A 24,643-nucleotide genomic window follows, 5' to 3' on the forward strand; every position below is an offset into this window, starting at 1 on the left:
GGCACGTCGGTAAAATACTGTCTGAATGAGCGACCAGCCGGAAAAGGCTGGCCGAAGGAATTACGCGCCTGCAGCCAGTAGCAGGTCTGCTATCTGGTGGTAGCCTTTTTCCCGCGCCAGTTCGAGCGGGGTTTTGCCGTATTTATCGGTCATGTGCGGATTTGCGCCGTTATCCAGTAACAGCTTTACAATTTCCCGCTGTTTCGCGCCGCCATCGTTGAGGACAATCGCTTCCAGCAGCGGCGTCCAGCCCACGAAGTTGGTGTGGTTGACGTTAATATCAGTTTTCTCCAGCAGCTCGCGTACAATCTCAACGTGCCCTTTCTCGCTGGCAGGCGTAATGCCGACGCCACCGAAGCGGGTCAGGCGATCAAGATCCGGATTGGCGGGTAAGACTATCCGCAGCAGGGTTAAATCATTTGTCAGGCAGCTAATCAGGAAGGGGTTAAAACAGGTCTGATCCTGTTGATCAATATCTGCTCCGGCGGCAATTAAAAATGCCACGCAGTCATAATGTTTTTTCAGGCTGGCAATAATAACGGCCGTTCTTTTCTGGCGTTGAGTGGCATTAATATCGACACCTTTTTCAAGGCAGGCTTTTAGCCCGTCAATATTGCCCTGCTCTGCCGCCAGCAAAAATTCAGTAACGAGTTCGTTCGCAGACATATTCAGACTCCCCATGATGTATTGCTCATGACCTGAGAATAGCAACAGCCCGGTGAGAAAAGAATCCGCTTAAAAATCATTCATCGACAGTCAATTCATTATTGAATTAAATTCAACAATTCAGCCAAAATGTGCGGCCGTGCAATCTTTTACTTATGTTTTAGCGCTTTTATTCGCCTCAGACAGCATTCTGCTTATGCCTGATGAAGCCTGACATGACGCGGCTCGACGCGAATAATCAGAACTGTGACCGCCGTCATATGCGTTGTAACAGCGCTGTTAAAATATGTTCAAAACTGATGGCTAACAGGAGCCGTAATATGAATTCCATCTTTACTGAAGAGAACCTGCTGGCCTTCACCACGGCGGCACGCTTTGGCAGCTTCAGCAAAGCCGCCACCGAGCTTGGCGTAACCACCTCTGCCATCAGTTACACCATCAAGCGAATGGAGACCGGGCTGGATGTGGTGCTGTTTGTACGCAATACGCGCAGCATTGAGCTGACCGAGTCGGGGTTTTACTTTTACCGTAAAGCGACCGACCTGCTGAATGATTTTCATGCCATCAAGCGCGGGATAGACACCATTTCGCAGGGCATTGAGGCGCGGGTCCGCATCTGCATCAACCAGCTTTTGTACACCCCACGCCATACGGCGCGGCTGCTGCAGGTGCTGAAAAAACAGTTTCCTACCTGCCAGATCACCGTCACGACCGAGGTCTACAACGGCGTCTGGGACTCCATTATCAACAACCAGGCCAATATCGCGATTGGCGCACCGGACACGCTGCTCGACGGCGGCGGCATTGATTACACCGAGATCGGTGCCATCCGTTGGGTATTCGCCATCGCGCCGGAACACCCGCTGGCCTTCGTGCCGGAGCCGATAGCCGAAAGCCAACTGCGTCTGTACCCCAACATCATGGTGGAAGACACGGCGCACACTATAAACAAGAAGGTCGGCTGGCTGCTGCAAGGCCAGGAGGCGATTCTGGTGCCCGACTTCAACACCAAATGCCAGTGTCAGATCCTTGGGGACGGGATTGGTTTTTTACCGGAGTATATGGCCCGCGAGGCGGTGGAGGACGGGCTGCTGGTCACGCGGCGAATTAATAATCCGCGTCAGGATTCACGCATGCTGCTTGCCACGCAGCATGCGGCGACCGGCCAGGTCACGCGCTGGATCAAACAGCAGTTTGGTCCACAGGGCGTGCTGACCGGGATATACAGCGATCTACTGTGGCGCGCTTAGTTTTTGCTTTGCACCCAAAACGCGTGAATAAGACCAGGGATGTAGCCCAGTAAGGTCAGAACGATGTTAATGATAAACGCCCAGCCAAACCCTTTGCCGAGCAGCACGCCCAGCGGTGGCAGGATAATAGTAAAGACAATACGCCAAAAACCCATAACGACTCCGTGCAAGCTAACCAATTGAAAATACAAAAGAGAACATTCTCTAAGCGTAGCCAGTTTAACGGCCTGCGCCATCTCTTTATCGCCCTTTTACCCTCTTTTACGCTTTTGACACTGGCTTAATCCTCCCCATTAGTTTAGAGTTTTCTTAATTAAGTAAAGACTAAACTAATATGACTGAACTCGAACAACTTCAGGCCAGCGCCGGACAGGCCGCAGCCCTGTTAAAAGCGATGAGCAATCCGCGTCGGTTGCTGATCCTCTGCATGCTGTGCGGTACACCGGGTACCAGCGCGGGCGATTTGGCGCGGGCGACGGGGCTTAGCCCATCCGCCACGTCACAACATCTGGCGCGTATGCGTGAAGAGGGGCTTATCGACAGCACCCGTGAAGCGCAGCGCATTCTGTATTTCATTAAAAACGATGCGGTGCATCAGCTGATCAGCACCCTGAAAAGCCTCTATTGCCCGTAAGGAGCCACCATGTCACTACCGCTCATTTCCCCCCAGCAGGCCAATGCGCTCGTTGCTGAAGGTGCAAAACTGATCGATATTCGCGATCCCGACGAATATGCCCGCGAGCATATTCCCGCCGCCCGGTCCGTGCCGCTGGACACCTTACCCGGCGGGCTTGAGACGCACGCGGGCGAAACGGTGATTTTTCACTGCCAGTCTGGCGCCCGGACATCCTCGAACGCAGCCCGCCTTGCTCAGGCTGCCGCGCCTGCTCAGGCATTTATCGTTGAAGGCGGAATTCAGGGGTGGAAGCAGGCCGGGTTGATCACGCAGGAAGACACATCACAGCCGCTGCCGTTGATGCGTCAGGTGCAAATTGCCGCCGGGCTGCTCACCCTGTGCGGGGTCGTGCTGGGCTTTACGCTCTCCAGCGGCTTTTTCCTGCTGAGCGGCTTTGTGGGTGCCGGGCTGCTGTTTGCCGGTCTGACCGGGTTTTGCGGAATGGCGAGACTGCTGAAAGTGATGCCCTGGAACCGGCGTACCTCGTAAGCAGTAATCGGTGAAATACGCTGTACCCGGCATCAGACGTGGGCTAAGGTGAAGATCATTGAAACGATGAGGAGGTAGTATGTTTTCTGTCGGTGATTATGTGCAACCGCGTAAAGGCGGCCCAAAACTGAAAGTACTCGAAGTGAACGGCGATAGCGTTGTGGCAGTTCAGGCCAGCAATGAGCAAGGCGAGAAATTTACCCTGAAGGCCGCAGACCTGGCCCTGTATACCGAAGAGGGTGATTTCGGCGTCTGCTAAACAGGCAACCGGGCGGAGTCCTCCGCCCGGCTCATGGATTAAATCAGAAAATCATCCAGTGATTTACCGTTTGCCAGTGCATTGGCAATAGGCTTTGGCGTACGCCCCTGACCGGTCCATGTTTTCTCTTCACCGTTGAGATCAATAAAGCGATATTTCGCTTCACGCGGTTTACGTTTTTTCGCTGGCTTACCGGCCTGCGCCATATCTGAACCGAGGAGATCGGACGGTGAAATACCATCAGCTTTCATCAGTTCCAGCAGGGCATTAATTTTTTCCTGCTGCTCAGCGCGTTGTTGCTCTAATTCCGCCAGCTCACTCCGTTTCTCTTCAGCAACGACCCTGACTTTTTCCAGCATTTCTTCAAGAACGTCCAGGGATAATTCACGCGCCATCGCACGCAGAGTTCGGATATTATTAAGATTCTGTAACGTCAAAGACATATATTTGAAAACCTTTTCTTTAGGGTAAATCGAAAAATCGACAAGAGAATAATTCATTTCGCCTGGAATATCTACCCGCGGGCACGTCTTGCTAAAAATGTAAATGTTTTAAAATATCGCGTTTAATAATATCGGCGGATAACTGTCGATACCGCCGGATTCAATCTTTATCTCAGTATAAACGGTTAGATTTAATCCAAATCAAAGCATACCGCACTGTCGTCGTTCGGGCAGAACATTCGCTTCGGCACGCTCAAGATCAACAGATTGATTTACATACAAAAACTGACGGCAGGGACAGATTATAACGAACCGAACAAAAAACACGCAATTTTAGAGAATTTTGTGGACAAAACGCGACTAAATAAAAATTAATAACTAGTTGTTAGTTCAAAGGCAGAGATATACGCTATACACGACTGACAAACCAACCTAAAGCACTAACCGCTGAGGGAAAATCGTTTCTATTGTGTTCTTCTCAAGGAGTTCAGACATGTTCTCACCGCAATCTCGCCTGCGCCATGCGGTAGCGGATACCTTCGCGATGGTTGTTTACTGTTCCGTCGTGAACATGCTGATCGAAATTTTCCTCTCCGGAATGTCCTTTGAGCAGTCACTTTCTTCTCGTCTGGTGGCAATTCCGGTCAACATTATTATTGCGTGGCCTTACGGATTATACCGCGATGCGGTCATGCGCTTTGCGCGTCGTATTAGCCCGTCAGGGTGGGTGAAAAACCTCGCCGACGTTTTGGCATACGTGACGTTCCAGTCGCCGGTTTATGTGGCTATTCTGCTGACAGTGGGCGCAGACTGGCATCAAATCGTCGCAGCGGTCAGTTCAAATATCGTGATTTCAATGCTGATGGGTGCGGTGTATGGCTATTTTCTCGACTACTGTCGCCGCCTGTTTAAGGTCAGCCAGTACAGCCAGGCCAAAGCATGATGTGAGGCGACTGGCGAATGCCAGTCGCAGATTTACTGTACGTCGCCAAACAGTCCCTTCAAAAACCGCTCCAGCGCCATACGCGAACTGAAGCCATGCGGAATACCATAATGTTCATGCGTTTCACCACCTAAATACAGTGGGAATTGCTGATAATGATCGCAGGTTTTAATATCCGAGGCAGGCTCAGCAAATGACAAACTTCTGTCTTTCAGCGTCGGGTGAATAATGAGAGCGGTACGTCCCATTCTTGCTTCACGATTAACGTAAACATAATTCTCGCCACGGCGATATCCATACGCTTTTGATGTCACCTCATCCATGGTGAATCCCTCTTTTTCAAGAACGCGCGCCACCTCATCAGGTCGTAAATACATATCTTTTCCTCGTTATCTTTTCCTGCCCGGCAACCTTACAGTATTCAGCATTAGCAGGGCTTTCAGAATATTCCATAAACTGCCAGATAACGCGTGACGCGCTTCAGATATTAAATTTCTGGACTAAACTAAACGGGAACGCAAAATTACGGAGGATCGTATGTTTAACAGACCGAACCGAAACGATATTAACGACGACACGCAGGATATTCGTAACGATGTCAGCCAATTAGCGGACTCGCTGGAAGAAGTGCTGAAATCCTGGGGTTCCGGTGCGAAGGACGAAGCGGATGCCGCAAAACGTAAGGCTCAGTCTTTGCTACGTGAAACCCGCGCCCGCATGAATGGGCGTTCGCGCACCACGCAGGCTGCCTGCGATGCCATCAGCTGCGCCAATACCTTCGTTCGCGAAAAACCCCTCTGTACGCTTGGTACGGTAGCCGCGGTGGGTATCTTCGTGGGGGCGCTGCTTAGCCTGCGCAAATAGTCGTCTCAGCCTGTCCGTATCCGCCCCGGTCACGTCAGCCCCCGGGGCTTTTCTTTGCCTGCGCGCCTGAAAAAGCCGTACAGCCCGCCCTGCCCCGCTGTGCTCATCATTGGGGCCATATTAATCTGAAATTCCCATATCTTGTATGGTTGAATCTTACGACAACTACATCTAGTATTCCCTTTAGCAAGATACACACAACCTGACGCGATGACTCGCGCCGCTCTCTCATTTTAAATGGAAATACGAATCATGAGCATTATTATTTACACTCGTAACGATTGTGTTCAGTGCCACGCGACAAAACGTGCAATGGAAAGCCGTGGAGTGGCCTTTGAGATGGTGAACATTGACCTGCAGCCCGAAGCTGCCGATACCCTGCGGGCGCAAGGTTTTCGCCAGCTGCCGGTCGTCGTCGCCGGGGAGACCAGCTGGTCCGGCTTTCGCCCCGACATGATTAACCGCCTCGCCGCCCAGGCCGCCAGGGCATGAGTGGGCTGGTCTACTTCTCCAGCAGCTCGGAAAACACGCTCCGCTTTATTGAGCGCGTCGGGCTGCCTGCGATACGTATCCCGCTTAACGAGCGGGAACGGATCCGGGTAGACGACCCCTACATTCTGGTGGTCCCGAGCTATGGTGGAGGTGGCACCGCGGGGGCCGTGCCTCGCCAGGTGATCCGCTTTCTCAACGATCCCCACAACCGACAGCTTATTCGCGGCGTTATCGCGGCGGGCAATCGCAATTTCGGCGATGCCTTTGGCCGTGCCGGTGATGTCATTTCTCAAAAATGCGGCGTGCCGTATCTCTATCGTTTTGAACTGATGGGGACACAGCAGGACGTAGAGAACGTGCGTAAAGGAGTGAACGAATTTTGGCAACGACAACCGCAGAACGTGTAATTCAGGCGACACCGGATTACCACGCATTAAACGCGATGCTGAACCTCTATGACCGTGAGGGGCATATTCAGTTTGGCAAAGATCATGAGGCGGTGGAGGCGTTTATCGCCACCCACGTCCGCCCCAACAGCATGACCTTTACAAGCCAGAATGAACGTCTCGATTATCTGGTCAAGGAAGGCTATTACGAAGAGCGCGTGCTGGCCCGGTACGATCGTGCCTTTGTGGAGACGCTGTTCGGGCAGGCCCATAGCCGCGGTTTTCGTTTCCAGACGTTTCTTGGCGCATGGAAGTTTTACACCAGCTATACCCTGAAAACGTTCGACGGCAAACGCTATCTTGAAAGCTTCGAGGACCGCGTGGTGATGGTTGCCCTGACGCTCGCGCAGGGCGATGAAACGCTGGCAGAACGCCTGATGGATGAGATGCTCTCCGGCCGTTTCCAGCCCGCCACACCGACCTTTCTCAATTGCGGAAAAGCCCAACGCGGCGAGCTGGTCTCCTGCTTCCTGCTGCGCATCGAAGACAATATGGAGTCGATTGGTCGCGCGGTGAATTCGGCGCTGCAGCTCTCTAAACGCGGCGGCGGTGTGGCGTTTCTGCTGTCGAACCTGCGTGAAGCCGGTGCGCCAATTAAGCGCATCGAAAACCAGTCCTCCGGCGTGATTCCGGTCATGAAAATGCTGGAAGATGCTTTCTCGTATGCCAACCAGCTGGGGGCGCGTCAGGGCGCGGGGGCTGTCTATCTGCACGCGCACCATCCGGATATCCTGCGCTTCCTGGATACCAAACGTGAAAACGCCGATGAAAAAATCCGCATTAAGACCCTGTCGCTTGGGGTGGTGATTCCGGATATCACCTTTGCGCTCGCCAAAGAAAATGCCGAGATGGCGCTCTTCTCGCCATACGACATTGAGCGTATTTACGGGAAAGCGTTTGGTGATGTGGCGATAAGCGCCCTGTATCACGATCTGGTGGCCGACGATCGCATTCGTAAGAAGTACATTAACGCCCGCGATTTCTTCCAGACGCTGGCCGAAATTCAGTTTGAGTCCGGCTATCCGTACATCATGTATGAAGATACGGTCAACCGTGCGAACCCGATTGCCGGGCGAATCAATATGAGCAACCTCTGCTCCGAGATATTGCAGGTGAACAGCGCATCTACGTATGACGAAAACCTGGACTACGCCGACATCGGCAAAGACATCTCCTGTAACCTCGGGTCGCTGAATATTGCCCACACCATGGATTCCCCCGATTTTGGCCGCACGGTGGAGACCGCCATTCGCGGGCTGACCGCGGTGTCAGACATGAGCCACATCCGCAGCGTGCCGTCCATTGAAGCCGGTAATGCCGCCTCGCACGCCATCGGCCTTGGGCAGATGAACCTCCACGGCTATCTGGCGCGGGAAGGTATCGCCTACGGTAGCCCGGAAGGACTGGATTTCACCAACCTCTATTTTTACACCATTACCTGGCATGCGCTGCATACCTCAATGATGCTGGCGCGCGAGCGTAACCAGCGCTTTGCGGGCTTTGAACAGTCGCGTTACGCCAGCGGTGAGTACTTCAGGCCATATCTGGAAGGGGACTGGCAGCCGAAAACCGACAAAGTGCGCCAGCTGTTTGCCGATGCCGGTGTTCTCATGCCTACCCGCGAGATGTGGCAGCAGCTGCGGGACGATGTGATGCGTTACGGCATCTATAACCAGAATCTGCAGGCCGTACCGCCAACCGGGTCAATCTCTTACATTAACCACGCCACGTCGAGTATCCACCCGATTGTGTCGAAGATTGAGATCCGCAAGGAAGGTAAGACCGGGCGCGTTTACTACCCTGCCCCGTTTATGACCAACGACAATCTGGCCCTGTATCAGGACGCGTATGAGATTGGCCCTGAGAAAATTATTGATACCTACGCCGAGGCGACAAAACACGTGGATCAGGGGCTGTCGCTGACGCTCTTCTTCCCGGACACCGCCACCACGCGCGACATCAACCGGGCGCAGATTTACGCCTGGAAGAGAGGGATCAAAACCCTCTACTACATTCGCCTGCGCCAGCGTGCACTGGAAGGTACCGAAATTGAAGGCTGCGTGTCCTGCGCGCTGTAAGGAGAAAGGATGAAACTGTCACGCGTGAGTGCCGTTAACTGGAATAAAATTCAGGATGATAAAGACCTGGAGGTGTGGAACCGCCTGACCAGCAACTTCTGGCTGCCGGAAAAAGTCCCGCTTTCAAACGATATTCCGGCCTGGCAAACCCTCAGCCACGCCGAACAGCAGCTGACGATCCGTGTGTTCACCGGTCTGACGCTGCTGGACACCATTCAAAATACCGTCGGTGCCCCTGCGCTGATGGCCGACGCGCTGACGCCTCACGAAGAGGCGGTGATGTCGAACATCAGCTTTATGGAGGCGGTCCATGCCCGCTCCTACAGCTCGATTTTTTCGACGCTGTGCCAGACCAAAGATGTGGACGCGGCATACACCTGGAGCGAAGAAAGCGAGTCATTGCAGCGAAAGGCCAGCCTGGTGCTGGAGTATTATCAGGCCGACGAACCGCTGAAGAAGAAAATTGCCAGCGTGTTTCTGGAATCCTTCCTGTTCTATTCTGGCTTCTGGTTACCGATGTACTGGTCGAGCCGCGGCAAGCTGACCAACACCGCCGATTTAATTCGCCTCATCATTCGTGATGAAGCCGTACACGGGTACTACATCGGCTATAAATATCAGAAAGGGCTGGAGAACGTCAGCGAAGAAAAGCGCGAAGCGTTAAAAGGTTTTGCCCTCGATTTGCTGATGGATTTGTACGAGAACGAACTGAGTTATACCGAAGAATTGTACGCCGGTACCGGTTGGGAGGAGGAGGTAAAAGCGTTTCTTTGCTACAACGCCAACAAAGCGCTGATGAATCTCGGCTACGAAGCGCTTTTCCCACCGGAAATGGCCGACGTAAACCCGGCGATCCTGGCGGCACTGTCACCCAACGCCGATGAAAACCACGATTTCTTCTCCGGGTCTGGTTCGTCGTATGTGATGGGTAAAGCGGTGGAGACCGAAGATGAGGACTGGGATTTTTAATGATCGGGTTAACATTCATTAATTTAATATAAATCTAACAATTTCCTCCCTAATATTTCACGGGCAACTACACTGTAATTCCCCGTTCATATTCGCCTGAATCACTCCGATTCAGGCGAAATTTCGCTGCGCAAAAGCAAAAAATTCAGAAAAATTCTAACCACGCTCAGCCCTTTACTCATGGGAAATTCAGCCGTTTCGCTTACGGTAAAATTCCTGCCATAAGCAAACCCAGGGTTGTCTCAGATTCTCAGTATGTTAGGGTAATGCCAGTTAACTATTTACCATGGTAATGATATCGACATAAACAAATAACAGGACACTCTCTATTGCATGGCAATTAAATTAGAAGTGAAAAATCTTTATAAAGTATTTGGCGAGCATCCTCAGCGCGCATTCAAATATATTGAGAAAGGCCTTTCAAAAGAGCAAATTCTGGAAAAAACCGGGCTGTCGCTTGGCGTTAAAGACGCCAGTCTGGCCATTGAAGAAGGCGAGATTTTTGTCATCATGGGGTTATCCGGTTCGGGTAAATCCACTATGGTTCGCCTTCTCAATCGCCTGATTGAACCCACCCGTGGACAGGTGCTGATAGATGGCGTTGATATCGCCAGAATATCAGAGGCTGAACTTCGCGAGGTGCGCAGAAAGAAGATTGCAATGGTGTTCCAGTCATTCGCGCTGATGCCGCATATGACGGTGCTGGATAATGCCGCCTTTGGCATGGAATTAGCGGGCGTTACCGCTAATGAACGTCAGGAAAAAGCGCTGGATGCATTACGTCAGGTGGGCCTCGAGAATTATGCGCATGCCTACCCGGATGAGCTTTCCGGCGGGATGCGCCAGCGTGTCGGATTAGCCCGCGCATTAGCCATTAACCCAGACATTTTATTAATGGATGAAGCCTTCTCGGCACTCGATCCATTAATTCGCACCGAGATGCAGGATGAACTGGTAAAATTACAGGCTAAACATCAACGTACTATTGTTTTTATTTCCCACGATCTTGATGAAGCCATGCGTATTGGTGACCGTATTGCCATTATGCAAAATGGTGAAGTGGTGCAGGTCGGCACGCCGGATGAAATTCTGAATAATCCGGCCAATGATTATGTGCGCACCTTCTTCCGCGGCGTGGATATTAGTCAGGTCTTTAGTGCGAAAGATATCGCCCGTCGTTCACCGAACGGTCTTATCCGCAAAACACCGGGCTTTGGTCCGCGCTCTGCACTGAAACTGTTGCAGGATGAAGATCGGGAATACGGTTATCTGATCGAACGCGGTAATAAATTTGTTGGCATTGTTTCCATCGACTCCCTGAAAACCGCGCTCAGCGAAAATCAGGGCATTGATGCGGCGGTTATCGACTCCCCACTTGCCGTGGACGCCGAAACGCCGCTCAGCGAGCTGCTCTCTCACGTTGGTCAGGCCCCGTGTGCCGTACCGGTAGTCAGTGAGGAACAACAGTACGTCGGCATCATCTCAAAACGCATGTTGCTGCAGGCTTTAGATCGCGAGGGGACAAACAATGGCTGATCAATCTAACCCGTGGGGAACCACCGAGGCGGCGGACAGCGCTGCTCAATCTGCCGATGCGTGGGGATCTTCCACGCCTGCGCCAACCGATGGCGGCGCGGCGGACTGGCTCAACAGTGCACCGGCCCCTGCGCCAGAGCACTTCAATATTATGGATCCGTTTCATAAGACGCTGATCCCGCTGGATAGCTGGGTCACGGAGGGGATCGACTGGGTAGTGACTCACTTCCGTCCGGTCTTCCAGGGGATCCGCGTACCGGTGGATTACATCCTGAACGGTTTCCAGCAGCTGATGCTCGGCATGCCCGCGCCGGTCGCTATTGTGCTCTTCTCCCTGATTGCCTGGCAGTTTGGCAGCGCCGGCATGGGTGTCGCCACGCTGATCTCACTGATTGCCATCGGCGCGATTGGCGCCTGGTCACAGGCAATGATCACCTTAGCGCTGGTGCTCACCGCACTGCTCTTCTGCGTCGCTATCGGCCTGCCGATGGGGATCTGGCTGGCGCGCAGTCCGCGGGCGGCGAAGATTATTCGTCCGCTGCTGGATGCGATGCAGACCACCCCCGCGTTTGTCTACCTGGTGCCGATCGTGATGCTGTTTGGTATCGGCAACGTGCCGGGCGTCGTGGTGACCATTATCTTCGCCCTGCCGCCGGTCATTCGTCTGACGATACTCGGGATTAACCAGGTACCGGCCGATCTTATCGAGGCGTCGCGTTCATTTGGTGCCAGCCCGCGCCAGATGCTGTTTAAAGTTCAGCTTCCACTGGCGATGCCAACCATCATGGCGGGTGTCAACCAGACGCTGATGCTGGCCCTCTCCATGGTGGTGATTGCCTCAATGATCGCCGTCGGCGGACTGGGTCAGATGGTGCTGCGCGGCATTGGTCGTCTTGATATGGGACTGGCCACCGTGGGCGGCGTCGGCATTGTGATCCTCGCCATTATCCTTGACCGCCTGACGCAGGCTGTCGGTCGTGATTCACGCAGTCGCGGCAACCGTCGCTGGTATAGCACCGGCCCTGTCGGGTTAATCACCCGCCCATTCAGAAAATAAGGAACAACGATGCGACATCGCGTACTTTTTGCCACAGCGTTTGCCACCCTTGTCTCCACCAGCACGTTTGCAGCAGACCTGCCGGGCAAAGGCATTACCGTGCAACCGGTGCAAAGCACCATTTCAGAAGAGACCTTCCAGACGCTGTTAGTCAGCCGCGCGCTGGAAAAACTGGGCTATACGGTCAACACCCCAAGTGAAGTGGATTACAACGTGGGCTACACCTCGATTGCCTCCGGTGATGCCACCTTTACCGCCGTCAACTGGCAGCCGCTGCACGACGACATGTATGCCGCCGCCGGCGGGGATAAAAAATTCTACCGTGAAGGCACCTTCGTGACCGGTGCGGCGCAGGGGTACCTGATCGACAAGAAAACAGCCGACCAGTACCACATCACCAATATCGAGCAGCTGAAGGATCCGAAGATTGCCAAACTGTTCGACACCAACGGTGACGGCAAAGCTGACATGATGGGCTGCTCGCCGGGCTGGGGCTGTGAGGCGGTGATTAATCACCAGAACAAAGCCTTTGACCTGGCGAAAACGGTCGACGTCAGCCACGGTAACTACTCGGCGATGATGGCCGACACCATTGCCCGCTTCAAAGAGGGTAAACCGGTTATCTATTACACCTGGACACCGTACTGGGTGAGCGACGTGCTGAAGCCGGGGAAAGACGTGGTGTGGCTGCAGGTGCCCTTCTCTTCCCTGCCGGGCGAGCAGAAAGATATCGACACCAAACTGCCAAACGGCATGAACTATGGCTTCCCGGTAAACACGATGCATATCGTTGCTAACAAAACCTGGGCTGAGAAAAACCCGGCGGCAGCGAAGCTGTTCTCGGTGATGAAACTGCCTCTGGCGGACATCAACGCCCAGAACGCAATGATGCACGCGGGGAAATCGTCCGAAGCTGACATCAAAGGCCACGTGGATGGCTGGATCAAAGCCCACCAGCAGCAGTTTGATGGCTGGGTAAAAGAAGCGATGGACGCGCAGAAGTCATAAGAGCCCTTCAGACCTGCCCTCTCCCCACGGGAGAGGGTTAACTCCCCTAAACCGCACGATCCAGCACGTAACAATCCCACCACATTCACAATCATTCGCTATTATGGTTCACGGAAAAATAATCACTTAACTCACGATTCCTGAACCTGATGACTAAAACAACTCAAGGGCTTAGCCCGGCACTCATCCTTTTAATGTCCGTGGCAACGGGTCTGGCCGTCGCCAGTAACTACTACGCGCAGCCACTGCTCGATACCATCGCCCGCGCATTTAACCTTTCTGCCAGCTCAGCTGGCTTTATTGTCACCGCCGCGCAGCTTGGCTATGCCGCCGGGCTGCTTTTCCTCGTGCCGCTGGGCGATATGTTTGAACGTCGGATGCTGATTGTCTCCATGACCTTGCTGGCCGCAGGCGGGATGCTGATCACTGCCAGCAGCCACTCGTTAACGATGATGATTATCGGCACCGCGTTAACGGGTCTGTTCTCCGTCGTGGCGCAGATTCTGGTTCCGCTCGCCGCCACTCTCGCCTCACCGGAAAAGCGCGGCAAGGTGGTGGGAACAATCATGAGCGGCCTGTTGCTGGGGATTTTGCTGGCGCGGACCGTCGCCGGGCTGCTGGCGAGTCTTGGTGGCTGGCGTACCGTGTATTGGGTGGCGAGCGTACTGATGGCCGTGATGGCGCTTGCTCTGTGGCGCGGGCTGCCAAAGGTGAAGCAGGAAAATCACCTTAATTATCCGCAGCTTCTCGCCTCCGTTTTCAGCCTCTTCACACACGATAAACTGCTGCGTACGCGTGCGTTGCTGGGCTGTTTGACCTTCGCCAACTTCAGCATCTTATGGACCTCAATGGCGTTTCTGCTGGCCGCACCGCCGTTCAATTATTCCGAAGCGGTGATTGGTCTGTTTGGTCTGGCGGGCGCTGCGGGAGCCCTGGGCGCGCGTCCGGCGGGCGGACTGGCGGATAAAGGCAAATCCCATCTGACGACCTCTGCCGGGCTGGTTCTGCTCCTGCTCTCCTGGGCAGCCATCTGGTATGGCCATACCTCTGTGCTGGCGCTGATCGTCGGTATTCTGGTACTCGACCTCACCGTGCAGGGCGTGCATATCACTAACCAGACCGTCATCTACCGCGTGAAGCCAGAGGCGCGTAACCGCCTCACGGCCGGATACATGACCAGCTATTTTATTGGCGGCGCAGCGGGTTCGTTAATTTCAGCCTCGGCGTGGCAGCATGCCGGTTGGTCAGGCGTGTGTGGGATAGGGGCAATCGTCGCCGCGCTGAATCTGCTAGTATGGTGGCGTGGGTACCATCGCCAGGACGTAATTAACTAAGTTTTACATTGCTTTGGGCCTCTTAGGGTGTAAAGGGGCCCTGCAGTCTGTTAATGTAAACGTAATCATTTATCCCAGAAATTTTAATGTGGGTGACATATTTTCTACCGGCATGAATAGTTCAGACCCCCGTCCTCACATCCTCTCTTCCGCGGGTTCACTCCCAACGCTCTCTGTGCTCACCGGGTCACGGACTTACCCGGCGCTTTCTGATGGTGACATAAGTTTGGCGGATATAACCGCACAAATAATTCATTTACATTATTTGTCACTATCGTTACTATATCGGCTGTAATTAATGAGGTTATGCCCAAATGGATAGTTCGTTTACGCCCATTGAACAAATGCTTAAATTCCGCGCCAGTCGTCATGAGGACTTCCCGTATCAGGAGATCCTGCTGACCCGCCTGTGCATGCACATGCAGGGTAAGCTACTGGAAAATCGTAATAAAATGCTGAAAGCTCAAGGGATTAACGAGACGTTGTTTATGGCGTTAATTACGCTGGAGTCTCAGGAAAATCACAGCATTCAGCCGTCAGAGCTGAGCTGCGCGCTGGGTTCATCCCGTACTAATGCCACCCGTATTGCCGATGAACTGGAAAAACGCGGCTGGATTGAACGCCGTGAAAGCGATAACGATCGCCGCTGCCTGCATCTGCAGCTGACCGACAAAGGTCACCAATTCCTGCGTGAGGTGCTGCCACCTCAGCATAATTGCCTGCATCAACTGTGGTCTGCCCTCAGCACCACCGAGCGCGACCAGCTTGAGCACATTACTCGCAAGCTGCTGACCCGTCTGGACCAGATGGATGAAGACGGCGCTGTTCTAGAGGCGCTGCGCTAACGCGACAACACGCTCAACAATCCCAGACTCATAAGAAAACCGACAGGCCAGCACGTCACACTGCTGGCCTTTCTGACAACAGCTCGGCTCAGCCGATGTGAAAATAAGAAGATCGTGGAGAACAACAATGAGCGCAAATGCGGAGAGCACTACCCCGCAGCAACCGGTCAATAAAAAGGGCAAACGCAAAAGCGCCCTTATTGTACTGACATTGCTCTTTATTATTATTGCCGTGGCATATGGGATCTATTGGTTTTTAGTATTGCGTCATGCTGAAGAGACAGACGATGCATACGTGGCAGGGAACCAGGTACAAATTATGGCGCAGGTATCGGGCAGCGTGACGAAAGTCTGGGCTGATAATACCGATTTTGTGCAAAAAGGGGATGTATTGGTCACGCTCGATCCGACCGACGCCCAACAGGCTTTTGAAAAAGCCCAGACCGCGCTGGCCTCCAGCGTCCGTCAGACCCGCCAGCTGATGATCAACAGCAAGCAGCTGCAGGCCAACATCGACGTGCAGAAAACCGCACTGGCGCAGGCGCAGAGCGACCTGAACCGTCGCGTTCCCCTCGGCACTGCCAACCTGATTGGCCGTGAAGAGCTGCAGCACGCGCGTGATGCCGTTGCCAGCGCACAGGCGCAGCTGGACGTGGCGATTCAACAGTACAACGCCAACCAGGCGATGGTGCTGGGCACCAGCCTGGAAAACCAGCCTGCCGTGCAACAGGCTGCCACCGAAGTGCGCAACGCGTGGCTTGCCCTGCAGCGTACTAAAATTGTCAGCCCGATGACCGGCTACGTCTCTCGTCGTTCCGTCCAGCCTGGCGCCCAAATTAGCCCAACCACGCCGCTGATGGCGGTCGTTCCGGCGGACAACCTGTGGGTTGATGCGAACTTTAAAGAGACGCAGCTTGCCCATATGCGTATCGGCCAGACCGCGACGGTGATCAGCGATATTTACGGTGATGACGTGAAGTACACCGGGAAAGTGGTCGGCCTGGATATGGGGACCGGCAGTGCCTTCTCCCTGTTGCCAGCGCAAAACGCCACCGGGAACTGGATCAAAGTGGTTCAGCGCTTGCCCGTACGTATTGAACTGGATGCAAAACAGCTGGCGGACCATCCGCTGCGTATTGGCCTCTCTACGCTGGTAACGGTTGATACCGCCAACCGCGATGGTCAGATCCTGGCAAGTCAGGTGCGCAGCACCCCGGCTTATGAAAGTAACGCCCGTGAAATTAGCCTCGATCCGGTCAATAAACTGATCGATGACATCGTGAAGGCAAACGCCGGTTAATCCGAAGGTGAGCGTTATGCAACAGCAAAAGCCGCAAAAACCGCTGGAGGGGGCGCAACTGGTTATCATGACCATTGCGCTGTCGCTGGCGACATTCATGCAGGTGCTGGACTCTACCATCGCAAACGTGGCGATCCCAACCATCGCCGGTAACCTTGGCTCGTCACTGAGCCAGGGGACCTGGGTCATTACCTCGTTTGGGGTGGCAAACGCCATCTCCATCCCTATCACCGGCTGGCTGGCGAAGCGCGTCGGTGAAGTGAAGCTGTTCCTGTGGTCAACGGTATTGTTCGTGCTCGCCTCCTGGGCGTGCGGCATGTCCAACAGCCTGACGATGCTGATCATCTTCCGCGTCATTCAGGGGATTGTGGCCGGGCCGCTGATTCCGCTGTCGCAGAGTTTGCTGCTGAACAACTATCCGCCCGCTAAGCGCTCTATCGCGCTGGCGCTGTGGTCAATGACGGTGATTGTCGCACCGATTTGCGGGCCTATCCTCGGCGGCTATATCAGCGACAACTACCACTGGGGCTGGATCTTCTTCATCAACGTGCCAATTGGTGCGCTGGTGGTGATGCTGACCCTGCAAACGCTGCGCGGTCGCGAAACCCGAACAGAGCAGCGGCGAATTGACGCCATTGGTCTGGCGCTGCTGGTGGTCGGGATCGGTAGCCTGCAGGTGATGCTCGATCAGGGTAAAGAGCTGGACTGGTTTAACTCGACAGAGATTATCATCCTGACCGTTGTCGCGGTGATATCGCTGAGCTTCCTGATCGTCTGGGAGCTGACGGACGATAACCCAATCGTCGATCTCTCGCTGTTTAAGTCGCGAAACTTTACCATCGGCTGCCTGTGTATCAGCCTGGCCTACATGCTCTACTTCGGCGCAATCGTTCTGCTGCCGCAGCTGTTGCAGGAGGTATATGGCTACACCGCAACCTGGGCAGGTTTGGCTTCTGCGCCAGTGGGGTTAATTCCGGTCCTGCTGTCGCCGATTATCGGCCGCTTCGCTCACAAGCTCGACATGCGCAGGCTGGTGACCTTCAGCTTTATCATGTACGCGGTGTGCTTCTACTGGCGCGCGTATACGTTCGAGCCGGGCATGGACTTTGGCGCATCCGCATGGCCGCAGTTCATTCAGGGCTTCGCCGTGGCGTGCTTCTTTATGCCGCTGACAACCATTACGCTTTCCGGCTTGCCGCCAGAGCGCATGGCGGCGGCATCAAGCCTGTCGAACTTTACGCGTACGCTGGCAGGCTCCATCGGGACGTCGATCACCACGACCCTTTGGACCAACCGCGAGTCGATGCACCATGCGCAATTGACCGAAGCGGTGAACCCGTTTAACCCTAACTCGCAGCAGATGTACAGTCAGCTTCAGGGAATGGGAATGACGGAGCAGCAGGCATCCGGCTGGATCGCCCAGCAGATCACCAACCAGGGCCTGATTATCTCGGCAAACGAGATATTCTGGATATCGGCGGGGATCTTTATCATCCTGCTGGGACTGGTATGGTTTGCCCGACCACCGTTTGGCGCCGGAGGCGGTGGCGGCGGTGCGCACTAACGTGCGATGTCCAGATCGCGACAGCGATTGTCAGTAACGATAAAGCAGCGCTCCTGAAATCGATTCACGATAGTGAAAAGACAACAGGAGCGCACCATGCTGAAAACACCTTCCGACAAATACCAACCTCAACCTGCTATTTCCCTGCCCGATCGCCGCTGGCCTGAGCAACGCCTCACGCAGGCGCCGCGCTGGCTTTCCACCGATTTACGCGACGGTAATCAGGCCCTTGCCGAGCCGATGGACAGCAACCGCAAACTGCAGTTCTGGGCGCTGTTACTGCGTTGCGGATTCAAAGAAATCGAAGTCGCTTTCCCCTCTGCCTCGCAGACGGACTTCAATTTTGTGCGTCAGTTGATCGACGAAAACCGCATTCCGGATGACGTCACCATTCAGGTATTAACCCAGGCGCGTGAAGACCTTATCCTGCGTACCTTTGCGTCGCTGCGCGGGGCGAAGCAGGCCACCGTACACCTGTATAACGCCACCGCCCCGCTGTTCCGCCGCCTGGTGTTCGGCATGGAGAAAGCGCAAATCGTTGAGCTGGCGACCCGTTCCACGCGTCTTATCCGCACGCTGTGCGAAGAGAATCCCGCCACCCGCTGGCAATACGAATACTCTCCGGAAACTTTCTGCTTTACCGAGCCGGACTTTGCGCTGGAGATTTGCGAAGCCGTGGCAGACATCTGGCAGCCGTGCGCCGAACGCCAGATGGTGATCAACTTACCGGCCACCGTTGAGGTCAGTACACCGAATGTGTATGCCGATCAGATTGAGTATTTCTGCCGTCATTTCAGCCGCCGCAGCGATGTCTGCATCAGCGTCCATCCGCATAACGACCGCGGCACCGGTGTCGCCAGCGCGGAGCTGGCCCTGATGGCCGGTGCAGACCGTGTCGAAGGGTGTCTGTTTGGGAACGGCGAACGAACCGGTAACGTCTGCCTGGTCACGCTGGCGATGAACCTCTACAGCCAGGGGATTAGCCCGAATCTGGACTTTAGCGACATGAATCACGTGGTGGAGGTGGTAGAAACCTGCAACCAGCTGCCGGTGCATCCGCGACATCCGTGGGCAGGACGGCTGGCGTATACCGCATTTTCAGGTTCACATCAGGATGCCATCAAGAAAGGCTTTGATGCCCGCAAGCCTGACGAACGCTGGGAGATGCCCTATCTGCCGGTTGACCCACAGGATATTGGTTGCACCTACGAAGCGGTGATCCGGGTTAACAGCCAGTCAGGAAAAAGCGGCAGCGCGTGGCTTATTGAACAAAATCATGGTCTGAAATTACCCCGCGCCCTGCAGCAGGACTTTAGCCAGCACGTACAGCAGGAAACCGACCAGCACGGTAAAGAGATGACGCAGCATACGCTGTGGCAACTGTTCCGCACACGTTATGGGCTGGTAGAGACGCCAGGCTTTGCCCTGCACGCTTACCGTAGCGACAGCCAGCAGGACGGGCAGTTACATCTGACGGCAAGCGTCACGACGCAGGGCGGGATGCGCCAGCTGGAGGGGCAAGGCAACGGGCTGTTATCCGCGGCGGCCAATGGTCTAAGCCGCTGGGTCACGACCCCGTTTGTCATTAAGGACTATCACGAACATACGCTTGGGGAGCGCAGCGACAGCCGCTCGGTGGCGTATATCCGCTGTCTGTTTCAGGATGGTAGCAGCCGCTGGGGCGTCGGCATTGACAGCGACGTGGCCCGCGCGTCTCTTCAGGCCCTGTTCAATGCTGTCAGCTAGCTGTCTTTGAAATAATCGCTGGGTGATATCCCCATCACCCGGCGAAACATCGCCGTAAAGGCACTGTGGCTGCCGTAGCCCAGATCCAGCGCCACACGTAGCACTGGCTGACCTTGTCCCAGGCGCAGCAGCGCTTCCAGCAGGCGCGCCCTTCTTAGCCACTCACCGTAGCTTAACCCCGTCTGCTGCTTGAAATGGCGGTTCATCGTACGTTCACTCATACCAAGCGTGTTTGCGGCCTGCATGCTGCCCCAGCTTTCCCCCGGCAACCGCCGGATCTGCTGGCAAAGGGTACGCAACGGCTCGCTTTCCGGCTCAGGCAGGTGAAACGGCAGCACCCGCATCGTGCGGATTTCATCCAGAATGAGCTCATATACGCGCTCATCACGACTGCCTGGCGAGTAGGACGCCTCAAGCGTCAGCGAGGTGAGGATAAGTTCGCGTAACAGACCGGAGATCTGGACTATCTGACAGGTTGCCGGAAGATCGGCTCGCGCCAGGGGATCGATAAACAGCGTGCGCGCCGCAACGTTGCCGGTAATACGCAAAGAGTGCGGAGTGCCCGCGGGTAGCCAGACGCCGCGTCCGGGCGGCACCACCCAACAACCTGATGCGGTATCGACTCTCACCACCCCACTCAGGGTGTGCAGCAATTGCGCGCAGTCATGCTGATGCCACGGCTCGCTGTCGCCATGAAGGTAATCATGGGCATAAGGAACAAGTGGGCGATGGGTAAAGGAGAAGGTTGAGGTTGTGGTCATGAGGTTAAACGCCCCTCACCCTACCCTCTCCCTGAGGGAGAGGGAAAAGGTGCACTAGATGTGCAGTTCCTGCAGTTTTTCTTTTGGCAGCGCCAGCTCTTCGTTGCTGTTTACGCGAACGTCACGCTCGATGATATGACGCGCGATCTCCTGGGCTTCTTCCAGAGAGTGCATCTGGTAAGTTCCGCACTGATATACGTTCAGCTCAGGGATCTGGTTCTGCTCTTTCACCTTCAGCACATCTTCCATTGCCGCTTTCCAGGCATCCGCGACGCGTTTCTCTTCAGGCTGACCAATCAGGCTCATGTAGAAACCGGTACGGCAACCCATCGGAGAGATATCGATGATCTCCACGCCATTACCGTTCAGGTGGTCACGCATAAACCCGGCAAACAGGTGCTCCAGGGTGTGAATGCCTTTCTCTGGCATCACTTCTTTGTTGGGCACGCAGAAGCGCAGATCGAATACGGTGATCGTGTCGCCGTGCGGGGTGTGCATGGTCTTCGCCACACGTACTGCAGGTGCTTCCATACGGGTATGGTCGACAGTAAAGCTATCTAATAACGGCATACGTCACCTCCGATAGTGATTTTTTTTAAAATAAACTGAACTCTTCTACAAAATGCACGTCTGAGTATATGAAAGACGCGCATTTGTTATCATCATCCCTGAATTCAGAGATGTATATTTTGGCCACAGCGATGTGGCCTTTTTCTTTTCTGTTAAGCCTGTTTCGCCAGAAACGCCTCAAACGACTCTGTATCCGCCGCTTCAACCTCTTTCTGACGCACGACAGAGGCGTCTCGTTCCGCCACAAAATCGGCTTCACTCAGAATCTCTAACGGCTCCTGCTTCAGCATCTCGCGGTATTCCGCAGAGAGCGAACGCCCGGTGCCGCCAATACCCTGATCAATCATAGAACGCAGAATACGCGCTGAGAACGTCAGTTCCGGGTTATCAAACGATTCAACCAGCTGGTCGCACACGTTCTGATAGGCTTCCCCACCGTCAATGCTGTCCATGGTTCGGGCAACACGCTTCAGGTCGCGGAACAGATCCTTACCCACTTTCGTCAGCGGGAACTGCGCTGTTTCGCAGCCAATACCCAGCGTCAGACCCGGCTTGCGCCCTTCCAGAATCACGCGGTTCCAGTTGGTACGGGTACAGAGTAGTTCCTCTGAACTCATTTCCGGCGCATCCGCCAGCACGCACCAGACCATAAACAGATCCAGGAAGCGAACCTGCTGCTCATCAACGCCGATGGGTGAGAACGGGTTGATATCCAGCGAGCGCACTTCTATGTATTCAATCCCGCCGCGCTGCAGTGCATCCGACGGGGTTTCACCGCTGCGCGTAACGCGCTTCGGACGAATAGGCGCGTACAGTTCATTTTCAATCTGCAGCACATTGCTGTTGATCTGCAGGCGCTTACCGTCTTTTTCGAGGCCGATTTTCTCGTACTCTTCCGACGGCGTTTTGATCGCCCGCTTCAATCCTGCCACATATTCGTGCAATTCGTTAAACGTAATACCGAGATTGCTTTGCGACTTATTGGTATAACCCAGATCGCTAAGACGCAGGGAGGTGGCGTACGGGAGATAGTACATTCCACACTCTGTCTTCTCGAACGGCAGCGTGGTCGGTTTCCCCTGCAGGAATGACGAGCATATCGCAGGCGATGCCCCAAACAGATACGGAATGACCCAGCCAAAACGATAGTAGTTGCGGATCAGGCGGAAATAACCCGCGGAGATCGCGTCTTTATCCGTTTCGCCGCACTTCGCCTGCCAGAACGCCATGGGTAAAGAGAAATTGTAATGCACGCCAGAAATGGTCTGCATCAACGCACCGTAGCGGTTTTTCAGCCCCTCACGATAGAGCGTTTTCAGCTGACCGATATTTGACGTGCCGTATTGCGCCAGTTCAATCTCCTGGCCTTGTTCGATATAGCACGGCATGCTGAGCGGCCACATACGCTCATCACCCAGATTGCGGGCAGTGTAGCGATGGATGTCGCGCAGAATCGTTAGCATATGATCAATATCACCATCCACTGGCGTGATGAATTCCAGCAGCGCTTCAGCGAAATCGGTTGTGATCCATTTATGTGTCAGCGCCGAGCCTAACGCCTTCGGGTGACCCGTTGTCGCTAAGCTACCGTCCGCGTTAACGCGCAGCGTTTCACGCTCAAGACCACGCTGAATACCCTTCAGTGCCTGAGGGTGATTTTCCAGCCAGGCCAGCGCCTGAGATACGTCCGGGATCAAATTGACCTCCCGCCTGTCAAAGTATTGTTACTCAGCATAATTGTAATGGTTGACGATTGAAGGTCGCGTATTCATTCCACCAATTAGTGCCACCACGTCATACCCTGTAGTGTTGCCCATGCCACGAGAACTTAGCGCAACGCCTTGCCAAGGCACAAAAAAAAGAGCACTGGCCCCCAGGAGATGCGCATCCATCCCGCCAGCAGGCACAGTAAATCACCTATTACAGGCATCCAGCTTAATAACAGCGTGGCAGCGCCATAGCGTTTTAGCCAGCCGACTGCCTTTTCCTGCCAGCGCGATTTTTCACGCAGCGGAAAGAAACGCCCAAGAATAACGTTAGTCAGCCCTCCAAAGCTATTACCCATTGTTGCTATTAACACGAGCAACCAGGGCTGACTCACGCCAGACAACAGCATCGCTACCAGCACTACTTCCGAATTTCCCGGCAAGAGCGTGGCGCTTAAAAAACTGCTGGCGAATAATGATAAAAGTGACAGCGCGTCACTCACAGTAAGCGGACGTCCACAACATCCATCCCGGCATCGCGCGCGGCCTGAATACCAAAATCAGCATCTTCGAACACAACACATTTCACCGCAGGCACACCCATCAGTTCTGCACAACGCAGGAAGGTGTCCGGTGCGGGCTTGTGATTTTGAACATGATCGGCGGCAACCACCGCAGAGAAATAATGGCGCAGGCCAAGATGGGTGAGCAGCGCTTCCGCAATAGCGCTTTCACTGCCCGTGCCAACGGACATAGGACGACGCCCGTGCCATGCTTTTACGACGTCAATTAACGGTAACGGGCGCACGGTATCTAAAAGCATCGCTTTTACCGCATCGGTTTTTTCACGGGCCAGAAGGTGCGGGTCGAGATCGGCATGATTACGTTCAATCACGGCCTGCGCTATACGCCAGGTTGGGGCTCCGTTGAGGGCGATCATCGCCTGAAGATCGAAACGCATACCGTAACGAGCAAGGACATCAGTCCAGGCTTGACGATGCGTGGGTTCGGTATCCAGGAGAGTGCCGTCCATATCGAAGATCAAACCGTCATACTGTGCGTACATCGTGCTCTCGCTAAAACGATTAACAAAGCATTACTTTATCGTAAACGGTGGTTTTTGTCGCTCAAAGAGAAATGATTGCTGACAGAACGTCGAAGGAATAACCAGGGAGAAAGAGAGTGGTATAGAAAAGAAGTTGGTGCATCCGGGAGGATTACTCGGCTGCGCCTCGCCCTTCGGGCCGTTGCTAAGCAACGTTATCTTCCCTGGTGCTTGCGGCTAACCCGCAGACCTTGAAACAACAGCCTTGCTGTTATCTCGGAGAAGATGGTGCATCCGGGAGGATTCGAACCTCCGACCGCTCGGTTCGTAGCCGAGTACTCTATCCAGCTGAGCTACGGATGCATCGGGAAATGCTTTTGAAACAGTAAATGGTGCATCCGGGAGGATTACTCGGCTGCGCCTCGCCCTTCGGGCCGTTGCTAAGCAACGTTATCCTCCCTGGTGCTTGCGGCTAACCCGCAGACCTTGAAACAACAACCTTGCTGTTATCTCGGAGAAGATGGTGCATCCGGGAGGATTCGAACCTCCGACCGCTCGGTTCGTAGCCGAGTACTCTATCCAGCTGAGCTACGGAT

General features: G+C 54.4%; 27 protein-coding genes and 1 tRNA gene. 18 read left to right on the forward strand and 10 right to left on the reverse strand.

Going from position 1 to position 24,643, the window contains the following annotated elements:
* Window positions 1-60 precede the first annotated feature (60 nt).
* The gene (locus AB6731_RS19465) at window positions 61-666 is read right to left on the reverse strand and encodes an ankyrin repeat domain-containing protein (protein WP_371006683.1); all 606 of its coding nucleotides are present in this window, start codon (window positions 664-666) and stop codon (window positions 61-63) included.
* Between the two features lie 320 nt (window positions 667-986).
* Between AB6731_RS19465 and AB6731_RS19470 the strand changes: the two genes are divergently transcribed.
* On the forward strand, window positions 987-1,916 hold the full coding sequence (locus tag AB6731_RS19470; RefSeq protein ID WP_371006684.1) for a LysR substrate-binding domain-containing protein: 930 nt from the start codon (window positions 987-989) through the stop codon (window positions 1,914-1,916).
* Here AB6731_RS19470 and AB6731_RS19475 read toward each other — a convergent pair.
* Window positions 1,913-2,071, reverse strand: a complete 159-nt coding sequence (locus tag AB6731_RS19475) for a YqaE/Pmp3 family membrane protein (protein ID WP_032678825.1) — start codon at window positions 2,069-2,071, stop codon at window positions 1,913-1,915. The genes AB6731_RS19470 and AB6731_RS19475 overlap by 4 nt on opposite strands.
* A gap of 179 nt (window positions 2,072-2,250) precedes the next feature.
* Between AB6731_RS19475 and AB6731_RS19480 the strand changes: the two genes are divergently transcribed.
* The 3 genes from AB6731_RS19480 (at window position 2,251) to AB6731_RS19490 (ending at window position 3,340) form a co-directional block, all read left to right on the forward strand.
* Window positions 2,251-2,550: a helix-turn-helix transcriptional regulator gene (locus AB6731_RS19480; protein ID WP_020883869.1), complete on the forward strand. Its 300-nt coding sequence runs from the start codon at window positions 2,251-2,253 to the stop codon at window positions 2,548-2,550.
* 9 nt (window positions 2,551-2,559) lie between these two features.
* Window positions 2,560-3,081, forward strand: coding sequence for a rhodanese family protein (locus AB6731_RS19485; protein ID WP_014171309.1), 522 nt, complete (start codon window positions 2,560-2,562; stop codon window positions 3,079-3,081).
* A 79-nt stretch (window positions 3,082-3,160) separates the two neighbouring features.
* Window positions 3,161-3,340, forward strand: a complete 180-nt coding sequence (locus AB6731_RS19490) for a hypothetical protein (RefSeq protein ID WP_014171310.1) — start codon at window positions 3,161-3,163, stop codon at window positions 3,338-3,340.
* Window positions 3,341-3,378: 38 nt separating this feature from the next.
* On the opposite strand, the gene stpA is transcribed toward AB6731_RS19490, so the two are convergent.
* Window positions 3,379-3,783, reverse strand: coding sequence for a DNA-binding protein StpA (gene stpA, locus AB6731_RS19495; RefSeq protein WP_020883867.1), 405 nt, complete (start codon window positions 3,781-3,783; stop codon window positions 3,379-3,381).
* A 493-nt stretch (window positions 3,784-4,276) separates the two neighbouring features.
* Between stpA and alaE the strand changes: the two genes are divergently transcribed.
* A complete protein-coding gene (gene alaE, locus AB6731_RS19500) occupies window positions 4,277-4,726 on the forward strand; it encodes an L-alanine exporter AlaE (RefSeq protein WP_020883866.1) in 450 nt (149 codons plus the stop codon).
* A gap of 32 nt (window positions 4,727-4,758) precedes the next feature.
* Here the strand turns inward: alaE and AB6731_RS19505 are convergent, their stop codons facing one another.
* Window positions 4,759-5,103 carry a DUF2002 family protein gene (locus tag AB6731_RS19505; protein WP_006811693.1) on the reverse strand — a complete coding sequence of 115 codons (345 nt, stop codon included), beginning with the start codon at window positions 5,101-5,103 and terminating at the stop codon, window positions 4,759-4,761.
* Between the two features lie 160 nt (window positions 5,104-5,263).
* On the opposite strand from AB6731_RS19505, the gene AB6731_RS19510 reads away from it, so the two are divergent.
* From AB6731_RS19510 to leuA, 13 genes are all read left to right on the forward strand, one after another.
* A complete protein-coding gene (locus tag AB6731_RS19510; protein WP_014171314.1) occupies window positions 5,264-5,590 on the forward strand; it encodes a DUF883 domain-containing protein in 327 nt (108 codons plus the stop codon).
* A gap of 252 nt (window positions 5,591-5,842) precedes the next feature.
* Window positions 5,843-6,082: a glutaredoxin-like protein NrdH gene (nrdH, locus tag AB6731_RS19515; RefSeq protein ID WP_020883865.1), complete on the forward strand. Its 240-nt coding sequence runs from the start codon at window positions 5,843-5,845 to the stop codon at window positions 6,080-6,082.
* Window positions 6,079-6,489 (forward strand): class Ib ribonucleoside-diphosphate reductase assembly flavoprotein NrdI, encoded by a 411-nt coding sequence (gene nrdI / locus AB6731_RS19520; RefSeq protein WP_014171316.1) that lies wholly within the window; start codon window positions 6,079-6,081, stop codon window positions 6,487-6,489. Before nrdH ends, nrdI begins: the two co-directional genes overlap by 4 nt.
* Window positions 6,462-8,606: a class 1b ribonucleoside-diphosphate reductase subunit alpha gene (gene nrdE / locus AB6731_RS19525; protein WP_193162638.1), complete on the forward strand. Its 2,145-nt coding sequence runs from the start codon at window positions 6,462-6,464 to the stop codon at window positions 8,604-8,606. Before nrdI ends, nrdE begins: the two co-directional genes overlap by 28 nt.
* A 9-nt stretch (window positions 8,607-8,615) precedes the next feature.
* Window positions 8,616-9,575: a class 1b ribonucleoside-diphosphate reductase subunit beta gene (gene nrdF, locus AB6731_RS19530; RefSeq protein ID WP_020883863.1), complete on the forward strand. Its 960-nt coding sequence runs from the start codon at window positions 8,616-8,618 to the stop codon at window positions 9,573-9,575.
* Window positions 9,576-9,908: 333 nt separating this feature from the next.
* Complete coding sequence (gene proV, locus AB6731_RS19535) at window positions 9,909-11,111, forward strand: glycine betaine/L-proline ABC transporter ATP-binding protein ProV (RefSeq protein ID WP_020883862.1); 1,203 nt, start codon at window positions 9,909-9,911, stop codon at window positions 11,109-11,111.
* Window positions 11,104-12,168 (forward strand): glycine betaine/L-proline ABC transporter permease ProW, encoded by a 1,065-nt coding sequence (gene proW, locus AB6731_RS19540; RefSeq protein ID WP_014171320.1) that lies wholly within the window; start codon window positions 11,104-11,106, stop codon window positions 12,166-12,168. Before proV ends, proW begins: the two co-directional genes overlap by 8 nt.
* A gap of 9 nt (window positions 12,169-12,177) precedes the next feature.
* On the forward strand, window positions 12,178-13,176 hold the full coding sequence (gene proX / locus AB6731_RS19545; protein ID WP_025203399.1) for a glycine betaine/L-proline ABC transporter substrate-binding protein ProX: 999 nt from the start codon (window positions 12,178-12,180) through the stop codon (window positions 13,174-13,176).
* Window positions 13,177-13,325: 149 nt separating this feature from the next.
* A complete protein-coding gene (locus AB6731_RS19550; protein ID WP_014171322.1) occupies window positions 13,326-14,510 on the forward strand; it encodes an MFS transporter in 1,185 nt (394 codons plus the stop codon).
* A gap of 314 nt (window positions 14,511-14,824) precedes the next feature.
* Window positions 14,825-15,355 (forward strand): multidrug efflux transporter EmrAB transcriptional repressor EmrR, encoded by a 531-nt coding sequence (gene emrR / locus AB6731_RS19555; RefSeq protein WP_014171323.1) that lies wholly within the window; start codon window positions 14,825-14,827, stop codon window positions 15,353-15,355.
* A gap of 127 nt (window positions 15,356-15,482) precedes the next feature.
* Window positions 15,483-16,655 (forward strand): multidrug efflux MFS transporter periplasmic adaptor subunit EmrA, encoded by a 1,173-nt coding sequence (gene emrA, locus AB6731_RS19560; RefSeq protein WP_040018933.1) that lies wholly within the window; start codon window positions 15,483-15,485, stop codon window positions 16,653-16,655.
* 16 nt (window positions 16,656-16,671) lie between these two features.
* Complete coding sequence (emrB, locus tag AB6731_RS19565) at window positions 16,672-18,219, forward strand: multidrug efflux MFS transporter permease subunit EmrB (RefSeq protein ID WP_020883860.1); 1,548 nt, start codon at window positions 16,672-16,674, stop codon at window positions 18,217-18,219.
* Window positions 18,220-18,315: 96 nt separating this feature from the next.
* The gene (leuA, locus tag AB6731_RS19570) at window positions 18,316-19,965 is read left to right on the forward strand and encodes a 2-isopropylmalate synthase (protein ID WP_371006686.1); all 1,650 of its coding nucleotides are present in this window, start codon (window positions 18,316-18,318) and stop codon (window positions 19,963-19,965) included.
* Here leuA and AB6731_RS19575 read toward each other — a convergent pair.
* The 6 genes from AB6731_RS19575 to AB6731_RS19600 form a co-directional block, all read right to left on the reverse strand.
* Window positions 19,962-20,726: a helix-turn-helix domain-containing protein gene (locus AB6731_RS19575; protein WP_032678832.1), complete on the reverse strand. Its 765-nt coding sequence runs from the start codon at window positions 20,724-20,726 to the stop codon at window positions 19,962-19,964. The genes leuA and AB6731_RS19575 overlap by 4 nt on opposite strands.
* A 54-nt stretch (window positions 20,727-20,780) precedes the next feature.
* A complete protein-coding gene (luxS, locus tag AB6731_RS19580; protein WP_008499539.1) occupies window positions 20,781-21,296 on the reverse strand; it encodes an S-ribosylhomocysteine lyase in 516 nt (171 codons plus the stop codon).
* A 152-nt stretch (window positions 21,297-21,448) separates the two neighbouring features.
* The gene (gshA, locus tag AB6731_RS19585; RefSeq protein WP_014171329.1) at window positions 21,449-22,993 is read right to left on the reverse strand and encodes a glutamate--cysteine ligase; all 1,545 of its coding nucleotides are present in this window, start codon (window positions 22,991-22,993) and stop codon (window positions 21,449-21,451) included.
* A 131-nt stretch (window positions 22,994-23,124) separates the two neighbouring features.
* Entirely contained in the window at window positions 23,125-23,505 is a 381-nt protein-coding gene (locus tag AB6731_RS19590) for a YqaA family protein (protein WP_371006688.1), read from the reverse strand.
* The gene (gene yqaB, locus AB6731_RS19595; RefSeq protein WP_014171331.1) at window positions 23,502-24,068 is read right to left on the reverse strand and encodes a fructose-1-phosphate/6-phosphogluconate phosphatase; all 567 of its coding nucleotides are present in this window, start codon (window positions 24,066-24,068) and stop codon (window positions 23,502-23,504) included. The genes AB6731_RS19590 and yqaB overlap by 4 nt, the downstream gene beginning before the upstream one ends.
* Window positions 24,069-24,333: 265 nt before the next feature.
* Window positions 24,334-24,410: transfer RNA gene (locus tag AB6731_RS19600), tRNA-Arg, on the reverse strand.
* Between the last annotated feature and the right edge of the window lie 233 nt (window positions 24,411-24,643).

This window comes from Enterobacter sp. RCC_40 (assembly GCF_041360735.1).
Lineage (GTDB): Bacteria > Pseudomonadota > Gammaproteobacteria > Enterobacterales > Enterobacteriaceae > Enterobacter > Enterobacter ludwigii.

Excerpts from the sequence above, each read along its gene's own strand:
- AB6731_RS19465 (WP_371006683.1), bottom strand. The coding sequence starts at position 666 with ATGTCTGCGAACGAACTCGTTACTGAATTTTTGCTGGCGGCAGAGCAG.
- AB6731_RS19470 (WP_371006684.1), top strand. The coding sequence starts at position 987 with ATGAATTCCATCTTTACTGAAGAGAACCTGCTGGCCTTCACCACGGCG.
- AB6731_RS19475 (WP_032678825.1), bottom strand. The coding sequence starts at position 2,071 with ATGGGTTTTTGGCGTATTGTCTTTACTATTATCCTGCCACCGCTGGGC.
- AB6731_RS19480 (WP_020883869.1), top strand. The coding sequence starts at position 2,251 with ATGACTGAACTCGAACAACTTCAGGCCAGCGCCGGACAGGCCGCAGCC.
- AB6731_RS19485 (WP_014171309.1), top strand. The coding sequence starts at position 2,560 with ATGTCACTACCGCTCATTTCCCCCCAGCAGGCCAATGCGCTCGTTGCT.
- AB6731_RS19490 (WP_014171310.1), top strand. The coding sequence starts at position 3,161 with ATGTTTTCTGTCGGTGATTATGTGCAACCGCGTAAAGGCGGCCCAAAA.
- stpA (WP_020883867.1), bottom strand. The coding sequence starts at position 3,783 with ATGTCTTTGACGTTACAGAATCTTAATAATATCCGAACTCTGCGTGCG.
- alaE (WP_020883866.1), top strand. The coding sequence starts at position 4,277 with ATGTTCTCACCGCAATCTCGCCTGCGCCATGCGGTAGCGGATACCTTC.
- AB6731_RS19505 (WP_006811693.1), bottom strand. The coding sequence starts at position 5,103 with ATGTATTTACGACCTGATGAGGTGGCGCGCGTTCTTGAAAAAGAGGGA.
- AB6731_RS19510 (WP_014171314.1), top strand. The coding sequence starts at position 5,264 with ATGTTTAACAGACCGAACCGAAACGATATTAACGACGACACGCAGGAT.
- nrdH (WP_020883865.1), top strand. The coding sequence starts at position 5,843 with ATGAGCATTATTATTTACACTCGTAACGATTGTGTTCAGTGCCACGCG.
- nrdI (WP_014171316.1), top strand. The coding sequence starts at position 6,079 with ATGAGTGGGCTGGTCTACTTCTCCAGCAGCTCGGAAAACACGCTCCGC.
- nrdF (WP_020883863.1), top strand. The coding sequence starts at position 8,616 with ATGAAACTGTCACGCGTGAGTGCCGTTAACTGGAATAAAATTCAGGAT.
- proV (WP_020883862.1), top strand. The coding sequence starts at position 9,909 with ATGGCAATTAAATTAGAAGTGAAAAATCTTTATAAAGTATTTGGCGAG.
- proW (WP_014171320.1), top strand. The coding sequence starts at position 11,104 with ATGGCTGATCAATCTAACCCGTGGGGAACCACCGAGGCGGCGGACAGC.
- proX (WP_025203399.1), top strand. The coding sequence starts at position 12,178 with ATGCGACATCGCGTACTTTTTGCCACAGCGTTTGCCACCCTTGTCTCC.
- AB6731_RS19550 (WP_014171322.1), top strand. The coding sequence starts at position 13,326 with ATGACTAAAACAACTCAAGGGCTTAGCCCGGCACTCATCCTTTTAATG.
- emrR (WP_014171323.1), top strand. The coding sequence starts at position 14,825 with ATGGATAGTTCGTTTACGCCCATTGAACAAATGCTTAAATTCCGCGCC.
- emrA (WP_040018933.1), top strand. The coding sequence starts at position 15,483 with ATGAGCGCAAATGCGGAGAGCACTACCCCGCAGCAACCGGTCAATAAA.
- emrB (WP_020883860.1), top strand. The coding sequence starts at position 16,672 with ATGCAACAGCAAAAGCCGCAAAAACCGCTGGAGGGGGCGCAACTGGTT.
- leuA (WP_371006686.1), top strand. The coding sequence starts at position 18,316 with ATGCTGAAAACACCTTCCGACAAATACCAACCTCAACCTGCTATTTCC.
- AB6731_RS19575 (WP_032678832.1), bottom strand. The coding sequence starts at position 20,726 with ATGACCACAACCTCAACCTTCTCCTTTACCCATCGCCCACTTGTTCCT.
- luxS (WP_008499539.1), bottom strand. The coding sequence starts at position 21,296 with ATGCCGTTATTAGATAGCTTTACTGTCGACCATACCCGTATGGAAGCA.
- yqaB (WP_014171331.1), bottom strand. The coding sequence starts at position 24,068 with ATGTACGCACAGTATGACGGTTTGATCTTCGATATGGACGGCACTCTC.